Genomic DNA, 248 nt, shown 5'->3' with positions numbered 1-248 from the left:
AACGAGCTTTCCATGGACTTACCTATCAAATGGATGTATTGCATGACAAAATCGGCGCAACACTTGCGATGAATTCAAGGCATTCGTTATCACCGTCTTTGGCTGAGGTCTGGAGAATTACTTCAGATGCACATAATGCTGTCGGCCAGCTTCCACTAACGCTATTACCGTTTAATAAAACGGAGGAATTCTTGGCTAATATCGGTAATTTCAGTTACCGTACGGCAGTAAGAGATTTAGATAAGGAG

Annotated in this window: 1 pseudogene; it reads left to right on the top strand. The window is 42.3% G+C overall.

Features of this window, described 5'->3' with window-relative positions:
* Positions 1 to 248 (top strand): annotated as a pseudogene (locus tag RYX56_RS24310) (PepSY1/2 domain-containing protein); the annotation flags it as partial.

The organism is Alkalihalophilus lindianensis (genome assembly GCF_032843265.1).
Lineage (GTDB): Bacteria > Bacillota > Bacilli > Bacillales > Bacillaceae_D > Alkalihalophilus > Alkalihalophilus lindianensis.
This window is presented reverse-complemented; position numbering and strand designations above follow the sequence as displayed.